At 73.2% G+C, this 8,206-nt stretch carries 8 protein-coding genes; 5 read left to right on the forward strand and 3 right to left on the reverse strand.

Features of this window, described 5'->3' with window-relative positions; translation table 11 throughout:
- Positions 1 to 130 precede the first annotated feature (130 nt).
- Both ACFV7Q_RS22545 and ACFV7Q_RS22550 read right to left on the reverse strand, forming a co-directional pair.
- Positions 131 to 1,678, reverse strand: coding sequence for a DUF3152 domain-containing protein (locus ACFV7Q_RS22545; RefSeq protein WP_385430932.1), 1,548 nt, complete (start codon positions 1,676 to 1,678; stop codon positions 131 to 133).
- A gap of 5 nt (positions 1,679 to 1,683) precedes the next feature.
- Positions 1,684 to 2,664, reverse strand: a complete 981-nt coding sequence (locus tag ACFV7Q_RS22550) for an alpha/beta fold hydrolase (protein WP_385430934.1) — start codon at positions 2,662 to 2,664, stop codon at positions 1,684 to 1,686.
- A gap of 156 nt (positions 2,665 to 2,820) precedes the next feature.
- Between ACFV7Q_RS22550 and ACFV7Q_RS22555 the strand changes: the two genes are divergently transcribed.
- From ACFV7Q_RS22555 to ACFV7Q_RS22570, 4 genes are all read left to right on the forward strand, one after another.
- The gene (locus ACFV7Q_RS22555) at positions 2,821 to 3,039 is read left to right on the forward strand and encodes a hypothetical protein (protein ID WP_385430936.1); all 219 of its coding nucleotides are present in this window, start codon (positions 2,821 to 2,823) and stop codon (positions 3,037 to 3,039) included.
- Positions 3,040 to 3,246: 207 nt separating this feature from the next.
- Positions 3,247 to 3,894 carry a TetR/AcrR family transcriptional regulator gene (locus tag ACFV7Q_RS22560; RefSeq protein WP_385430938.1) on the forward strand — a complete coding sequence of 216 codons (648 nt, stop codon included), beginning with the start codon at positions 3,247 to 3,249 and terminating at the stop codon, positions 3,892 to 3,894.
- A gap of 116 nt (positions 3,895 to 4,010) precedes the next feature.
- Positions 4,011 to 4,238: a DUF3107 domain-containing protein gene (locus ACFV7Q_RS22565; RefSeq protein WP_361089190.1), complete on the forward strand. Its 228-nt coding sequence runs from the start codon at positions 4,011 to 4,013 to the stop codon at positions 4,236 to 4,238.
- 173 nt (positions 4,239 to 4,411) lie between these two features.
- Complete coding sequence (locus tag ACFV7Q_RS22570) at positions 4,412 to 4,711, forward strand: hypothetical protein (protein WP_385430947.1); 300 nt, start codon at positions 4,412 to 4,414, stop codon at positions 4,709 to 4,711.
- A 114-nt stretch (positions 4,712 to 4,825) separates the two neighbouring features.
- Here ACFV7Q_RS22570 and ACFV7Q_RS22575 read toward each other — a convergent pair whose 3' ends face one another.
- Positions 4,826 to 5,584, reverse strand: coding sequence for a ferritin-like fold-containing protein (locus tag ACFV7Q_RS22575; RefSeq protein WP_385430940.1), 759 nt, complete (start codon positions 5,582 to 5,584; stop codon positions 4,826 to 4,828).
- A gap of 471 nt (positions 5,585 to 6,055) precedes the next feature.
- On the opposite strand from ACFV7Q_RS22575, the gene ACFV7Q_RS22580 reads away from it, so the two are divergent.
- Complete coding sequence (locus ACFV7Q_RS22580; RefSeq protein WP_385430942.1) at positions 6,056 to 8,161, forward strand: DEAD/DEAH box helicase; 2,106 nt, start codon at positions 6,056 to 6,058, stop codon at positions 8,159 to 8,161.
- The last annotated feature ends 45 nt before the right edge of the window (positions 8,162 to 8,206 follow it).

Genomic DNA, 8,206 nt, shown 5'->3' on the forward strand with positions numbered 1-8,206 from the left:
TGTGTGCTGGTGCGGTTAGTGTTTGTGTTCGTGGCGGCCACCGGAAGGGGTGAAGAGTCGTAACTTTCCCGTACGGTTCGCGTTCGAGAGCGCTAACAAAGGGGCAGCTGCGGGTGCGGCCCGCGGCACGTCAGTTCCCGGGGAACACCCAGGGATTGGGCTTGCAGGAGATCCCGCCGATGTCGAGGGACTTCGTTTGCTGCTGCATGATCGGCGCGAGGGCGCCCGGGGTCTGGCAGTTCACGTGGCCGTGGCCGAGCCGGTGGCCCACCTCGTGGTTGATGAGCATCTGCCGGTAGGCGAGCATCTGGTCGGGGCCGTACGTGGGAGAGCCCTGGGCCCAACGGAAAGCGTTGATCATCACGCGTTCGGTGGACGCGGAGTCGCAGCTGACGTTGTCGATGGTCGTGTCCAGGTCGGACTTCGCGCACCACACGCCGGTGGTGACGGGGCTGGCCAGGGTGATCACGAACTCGGCCTCGCCGCCCGGAACGCGCTCGAAGGTCTTGGAGCCGCCGTGGCCCCAGCTCCGGTCGTCGTTGAGGGTGCGGTGGACGGCCTCGGCGAACAGCTGCGCGTCCAGCCCGATCCCCTGCTCCACGTCGACGCGGTAGCGGACCACCTTGCCCTTGCCGGGGGCGGCCGCGACGCCGGGCACGGTGTCGAAGGTGCCCGGCCCCTTCAGCTTCGCGTCGATCGGCACCTGCTGGGCCATCTTCTGCTCGTACGACAGCTCGGGCGCGGCCGGCGCCGGCGCAGGCGCTTGGGGGGCGGCGGCGCGGTCGTCGGAGCGGGAGGCCGCGGACTGGCCGGGCTGGGCGCGGTCGGAAGCGCTACCGGCGGCTTGCGGGGCGGAGGTGGTGGAGTCACCGCCGGTGAGCACCTGGGTGCCGACGACGACGGCGATCGCAGTGGTGACGGCCACGGCGGCCATGCCGCGGTAGGTGCGGGCCTTGGAGCTGCGGCTGGAGGACCGTTCCTCCTCGTACTCGTCCTCGTCTTCGGCGGGCGCGGCCTCCTCGCGGGGCGGGGGCACCACGCGGAGCTGCGCGCCGGTGGCGGCGGGGGAGGCGAAGGGATCGGCGGGGTCGGCCCCGGGCTCCGGATCGAGGACGGCCTGCGGGAACCCGGCGGCGGGCGTGCCGAAGGGAGGGGTGCCGGTGTTCAGCACCGCCGCGGAGGCACCGGAGGTCCGCGGTACGCCGCGCCAGTCACCGTAGACGGAGCCGGCGTCGGCGTCGGCGCCCCACGCGTCGCCGGGCTCGCGCTGGTCGGGACGGCCGCCGGGCCGCGCGCCGGGCTCGGGGGCGCCTGCGGGGGCGTAGCCCTGGTGGGTGACGGTGGGTTCGGTGCGGCGGCGCCTGCCGCGCGGCTCCTCGTACGGCGGGTACGGGTCGTGCGGCGGGTACTGGTCGTACCCGGACGGCTGCTCGTACCCGGACGGCTGCTCGTACCCGGGGTGCTGCTCGTACCCCGGCTGCTGCTCGTACCCGGGCTGCTGCTCGTACGCCTGCTGGTGTCCGTACGCCTGCTGGTGTCCGTACCCGGGCCGCTCCCCGTACGGGGGGTACTCCTCGTACACGTCGTACGCGCCGTACGAGGGGTCCGCGGCCGGCTCGGGTGCCGGGTGCGCCGGGGCGGGAGCGGGGGCAGGGCCCTTGCGACTATGTCGTCCCACGGTCGTCAGCCCCTGCCGTCTTCGGTATCTCGGTCGGTGTCGTGCAGCAGTTCCCGGAAGGCGTTCGCCACCGCCTCGGGGTGTTCCATCATCGCCACGTGGCCCGCCTCGGGGAGGCTCAGCAGTCTGGAGCCCCGGAAGGAGGCGGCCGCCTTGCGGGCCGTACGGTACGCGACCAGCTGGTCGCGGCCGCCGTAGACCAGCAGGGTCGGGGCGAGCACCCGCTGCGCCTGGCGCCAGAGCCCGTGTTGCCCGCCGAGGGTGTAGGCGTCGACGATGCCGCGCGTGGAGCGGGTCATCGCCTCCCAGAAGTACGGCAGGGCCATCCGCCGCTCCATCTCGTCGACGGCGTTGCGGAAGTCTTCCGGGCGGACCCGGGAGGGGTCGCCGTAGCAGAGCTGCATCACGCCGCGGGTGCGCTGTTCGGCGGTGAGGCCGCCGGTCAGGCGGTGCAGCAGTCCGGTCATCCCGGGCAGGGCGAGCATTACGGTCGGCAGGGCGGACTTCTGCATGCGCAGGTCGGGCAGCGCGGGCGAGACCAGCGTCAGCGTGCGCACCAGGTCGGGGCGGACGGCCGCGACGCGGGTGCTGACGGCGCCGCCGAGGGAGTTGCCGAACAGGTGGACGGGGCCGCGGCCGCCGGCGTCGAGGTGGCGGATGACCGCGCGTGCCATCGCCGTGACCGAGTAGTCCCGGTCGACCGGCGGCGGGGACCAGCCGAAGCCCGGCAGGTCGACGGCCTCGCAGTCGACGCTGTCCTCCAGGAGGGCCATGAGGGCGGTCCAGTTGGTGGAGGAGCCGCCGAGGCCGTGCACGAACAGGGCGGGTGGCAGTCCGCTGCGGGTCGCGGGCCGGGACCTCACGGTCAGTTCCAGGCCGGGCAGCAGGGCGGTGCGCAGCTGCTCCCCCTCGGCCACCCGGGCGGCTCCCGCCCGGAAGGACGGCTCGGTGGCCGATCGCACACCCGGCAGCTCGGTCGAAGACATGGGGGCAATGTTACGAGACGATCACGTCCGGACTCTTGTGTTCGGCATCACAGATCCGCGCAGGACGCCCGGGCATCCACGTAGCGGCCCAACCGCGATCCTCCTAGGCTCATAGGTGAGGCAGGGACCGCGAGGGGTGGGAAGAAGGGGAGCCAGATGAGTGTCGACCCGGCGGAGCCGGAGACCTTCCGGGGCAAGATCCGCGACGTCCTCGACGCGGAGGCGCCCGAGGCCGATGCCGCGGAGCAGCGGGCCGAGCTGCAGCCCGAGGAGGACGACGAGCGGGTCACGGGGGTGGACCAGGGCGAGGCCGCCGACGGGGACGCCGTCGACCAGGCCCGGGTGGTGCCCCTGGACGAGGACGACTACCGCTGAGCGGCCCGGGCCCGTCCGGCCGACCGCGCCCGGCCACCCGGACTACCGTTCGGTAACCCCTCCCGGCGCCGCTGACCAGCACCTCCGGGCGGTCCGTACAGCGAGAAAACTCGGCTTCGACCCTACAGATTCGGTTACCGAAAAGTACGATGGCGGGCGCGGCGCAGAGGCATGGGCACTGCGGCAACAGAGAAAGTGGGAGGCGGCGTGACAGCCATCGAGCAGACGGATGCAGCGCGTCCCCGGGGCACGCGCCTGCCGCGCCGAGCCCGACGCAACCAGCTCCTGGGCGCGGCCCAGGAGGTCTTCGTCGCGCAGGGGTACCACGCGGCGGCGATGGACGACATCGCCGAGCGTGCGGGGGTCAGCAAGCCGGTGCTGTACCAGCACTTCCCGGGCAAGCTCGACCTGTACCTGGCGTTGCTGGACCAGCACTGTGAGAACCTGCTCCAGGCGGTGCGCGGCGCGCTGGAGTCGACGACGGACAACAAGCAGCGCGTGGCCGCGACCATGGACGCCTATTTCGCGTACGTGGAGGAAGAGGGCGGCGCGTTCCGCCTGGTCTTCGAGTCCGACCTGACCAACGAGCCGGCGGTGCGCGAGCGCGTCGACCGCGTCTCGCTGGAGTGCGCCGAAGCCATCTCCGACGTGATCGCCGAGGACACCGGCCTGTCGAAGGACGAGTCGATGCTCCTGGCCGTGGGCCTGGGCGGGGTCTCGCAGGTCGTGGCCCGGTACTGGCTCTCCAGCGAGAGTCCGGTGGCCCGCGACAAGGCGGTGGGGCTGCTGACCTCGCTGGCCTGGCGCGGCATCGCGGGCTTCCCGCTGCACGGCTCGGACGGCGCCCCGGCGTGATCCGCTGTTCGCTCGCAGCGTGTCCGCTGCGCGGCTTGCGTGTCGCCTCTGCGGGCTAATGTGGACCGGTACGGCGCGGCTGATCGCGCACAATCGAGCGTCGGAGGGACAAAGCCGTGGAGGTCAAGATCGGCGTGCAGCACGCACCCCGGGAGATCGTGCTGGAGAGCGACTTGAGCGCCGAGGAGCTCGAACGCATCGTCTCCGAGGCGCTGACCGGTTCGGCACCGCTGCTGAGCCTCACCGACACCAAGGGCCGCCGGGTCCTGGTGCCCTCCGACCGCCTGTCGTACGTCGACCTGGGCGAGCCGAGCGCGCGCAAGGTCGGTTTCGGTACGGCCTGACGCCTTTCGGCACGGTCTGACGCGTTCCTGCACGGTCTGGTCCGTTCCGGCGCGCTTTTCGAGAACTGGGCGAAACGGCCCGGTGGTTGATTCCACCGGGCCGTTTCCCTGTCTTCCGCTTCGGGTAGGACCGGGGTGACCGGTTAGCCCCTGACCTGCGGGAGGCCCCCATGCTGCTGATTGAGGCGCTCGGCTCCGTCCTGCTGGGCCTGGCACTGTCGGCAGCGGCCCTGCGGCTGTTCGCCCCCCGGCTGCCGTCGCCGCGCGTCGTGCTGGTCAGCGGGGCGCTGGGGGCCCTGTTCGGGGCCTACCTCACGCAGTACGCGCTCGGCCCGGGGCACGGCACGGTGACCGCGACGCTGGTCGGCTCGGTGCTGGTCTCCGCGGTGGTGTTGTCGCTGCTGCTGCGCCCGGGCAGGCAGTCCGCCTCCCGCCCCGCCCACCGGCCCTTTTCGCTTCCGTCGCGGGGCTGACCGCCGCCGCTGGCGGCGGCGCCCGTAGCACCGGCTCCCCGGCCTGCGGCACATCCGGCCGGGCGGGAGTGCGGCGGATCGGGACCGTCCCGACCGCACGCCCTGGGCACGGCCCTAGGCGGCGAGGCCCAGCGCCGCCATCCGCTTGGTGTGGGCCTTGGTGATCCGGGCGAACATCTCACCGACGGCCGCCAGGTCGAAGCCGGCCGCCATGCCGTCCACCCCGCCGACCAGCATGGTGGACAGGGCGTCGCGCTCGGCGACCACGCGCTGGGCCTGGGAGAGCGCTTCGCCCATCAGGCGGCGGGCCCACAGCGCCAGCCGGCCACCGCAGCGCGGGTCGGCCTCGATGGCGGCGCGCACCTTCTCGACGGCGAAGCCGCCGTGGCCGGTGTCGTCGAGGACGGCGAGCACGAGGGCGCGGGTGTCGGCGTCCAGGTGGCTGGCGACCTCGCGGTAGAAGTCACTGGCGATCGAGTCGCCGACGTACGCCTTGACCAGGCCCTCCAGCCAGTCCGAGGGGGCGGTCTGGCGGTGGAAGTCGTCGACGCCCTTGGCGAAGGGCTCCATGGCGGCGGTGGGCTCGACGTCGATCGCCGCGAGCCGGTCGCGCAGCCGCTCGAAGTGGTGGAACTCGGCGGAGGCCATCTTCGCGAGCTCGGCCTTGTCGTCGAGGGTGGGCGCGAGCTTCGCGTCCTCCGCGAGTCGTTCGAAGGCCGCGAGCTCGCCGTATGCGAGCGCGCCCAGCAGGTCCACGACGGCGGCGCGGTACTGCGGCGAGGCGGAGGCGGTCGCCCAGTCCTGGGCGGCGATACCGGTCGCCTCGGCGGTGGTGCCGTCGTCGGCGGGCGATGCGTTTTCTACGGTCGACATGCTCCGCACAATAGCCCGCCCCCGCACCCCCGACGCCACCACGTCACCACCCGTGACGCCACCACGTCACGCCGTCTTCCGTCCACCCGAACGCGACGACCAGGTGAATTCACCCGACACGCCTGCGCGATTCCGGGGTACAGTGGTAAAGCGCCTGCCGAATACTCGGCGGGCCATCGCATGAGGATGCCCGGTCGGTGGCCCGATCGGCTCCAACCCGACCGCCCTCGGATGATGCGTACGTCCATGCGTACAGCGTCCACGAGGGGCCCCCTCAGCGGCACTGGCGGCTTGAGCGAAGGCAGTGGTCCCGCGCAGCTTCGTACGTACATGCAGTACTGCAAGCCCGGCACGGTACGACCCCCCTCGCCGCCTCGCGCCGCGTCTCACAGAAGAGGCAGCACCCTGACTACGTTCCGAGAACTCGGGATCCTTCCCGAAACCGCCGAAGCCCTCGAAGCCGTCGGCATCGTGACCCCCTTCCCCATCCAGGAGATGACCCTCCCCGTCGCCCTCTCCGGCACGGACGTCATCGGCCAGGCGAAGACCGGAACCGGCAAGACGCTCGGTTTCGGCCTCCCGTTGCTGGAGCGGGTCGTCGTCCCCGCGGACGTCGAGGCCGGCCGGGCCACGCCCGACCAGCTGACCGACTCCCCCCAGGCCCTCGTCGTCGTCCCGACGCGCGAGCTGTGCACGCAGGTCACCAACGACCTGCTGACCGCGGGCAAGGTCCGCAACGTCCGCGTCCTCGCCATATACGGTGGCCGCGCGTACGAGCCCCAGGTCGAGGCGCTCCAGAAGGGCGTCGACGTGATCGTCGGCACCCCGGGCCGCCTGCTCGACCTGGCCGGCCAGCGCAAGCTCGACCTGTCGCACGTCAAGGCCCTGGTCCTGGACGAGGCCGACGAGATGCTCGACCTGGGCTTCCTGCCCGACGTCGAGAAGATCATCAACCATCTGCCGGCCAAGCGCCAGACCATGCTGTTCTCGGCGACCATGCCGGGCGCGGTCATCGGCCTGGCCCGCCGCTACATGACGCAGCCGACGCACATCCGCGCCACCTCGCCCGACGACGAGGGCGCGACCGTCGCCAACATCACCCAGCACGTCTACCGTGCGCACAACATGGACAAGCCGGAGCTCGTGGCCCGCGTCCTGCAGGCCGAGGGCCGCGGACTGGCCATGATCTTCTGCCGCACCAAGCGCACCGCGGCCGACATCGCCGAGCAGCTGGAGCGCCGCGGCTTCGCCTCCGGCGCCGTCCACGGCGACCTGGGCCAGGGGGCGCGCGAGCAGGCGCTGCGCGCGTTCCGCAACGGCAAGGTCGACGTGCTGGTGTGCACCGACGTCGCGGCCCGCGGCATCGACGTCGAGGGCGTGACCCACGTCATCAACTACCAGACGCCCGAGGACGAGAAGACGTTCCTGCACCGGGTCGGTCGCACCGGCCGGGCCGGCGCCAAGGGCACCGCGATCACCCTGGTCGACTGGGACGACATCCCGCGCTGGCAGCTGATCAACAAGGCGCTGGAGCTGGACTTCCACGACCCGGTGGAGACGTACTCCACCTCCCCGCACCTGTTCGAGGAGCTGGGCATCCCGGCCGGCACCAAGGGCATCCTGCCGCGCTCCGAGCGCGTGCGGGCGGGCCTGAAGGCCGAGGAGATCGAGGACCTGGGCGAGACCGGCGGCCGTGGCGGCCGGGGCGGCCGCGGTGCGGCTTCCGCCCCCGTCGCGGAGCGTCCGGCCCGTACGCGTACCCCGCGCCAGCGCCGCCGTACGCGCGGCGGTGCCGAGGTCCTGCCCGGCGAGTCCGCGGACGCGGCCCCGGTGGCGGAGGCCCCGGAGGCCACGGCCCCGCCGGCCGTCCCCGCGGTCGACGAGGCCCCGGCAGCGGACCAGCCGCGCCGGCCGCGCCGCCGCCGTACCCGGGTGTCGGCCCCGGCGGCTCCGGTCGCTGACGTGCCCGTGGTCGAGGTGCCCGTGATCGAGGTGCCCGCGGCTGCGGCTGCGGCACCGGTGGCCGGGGCGCAGGTCGCCGACGCTGCCGTCGTCGAGGCGCCCGCCGCGTCGGCGAAGGCTCCGGCCGCGCCGCCCCGGCAGGCCCGCACCCGCAAGCCCACCCAGACCTCGATCCTGGCCGCGGCCGCGGCCTCGCCCGTCCGGGCTCCGGTGCTGGTGCCGTCCGGCCCCGAGCCGGACTTCCAGATCGCCCCGCCGTCCGAGCCGGTCCGGTCCACCCGCCGGCCCGCGCGGGCTCCGCGCAAGGCCGCCCCGGTGACCCCGGTCGCGGTCGTCGAGACGCCCGTCGCCGAGGCTCCGGTGGCCGAGGAGGCCCCGGCCAAGCCGAAGCGCACCCGGACCCGCAAGGCCGTGGCGCCCGCGGAGGTCCCGGCGGTCGAGGTTCCGGTGGCCGAGGAGGCTCCGGAGAAGCCGAAGCGCACCCGGACCCGCAAGGCCGCCGCTGCCGCGGAGGCTCCGGTGGCCGAGGCCGCCGCTGCCGAGGCCGAGGAGGCCCCAGCCAAGCCGAAGCGCACCCGGACCCGTAAGGCCGTGGCGCCGACCGTGGAGGCCTGAGCCCCCACAGTGCCGTGACGCGGGCCCCGGTCCCCCTCCCAGGGG

The sequence above is a fragment of the Streptomyces sp. NPDC059851 genome, assembly GCF_042732005.1.
GTDB lineage: Bacteria > Actinomycetota > Actinomycetes > Streptomycetales > Streptomycetaceae > Streptomyces.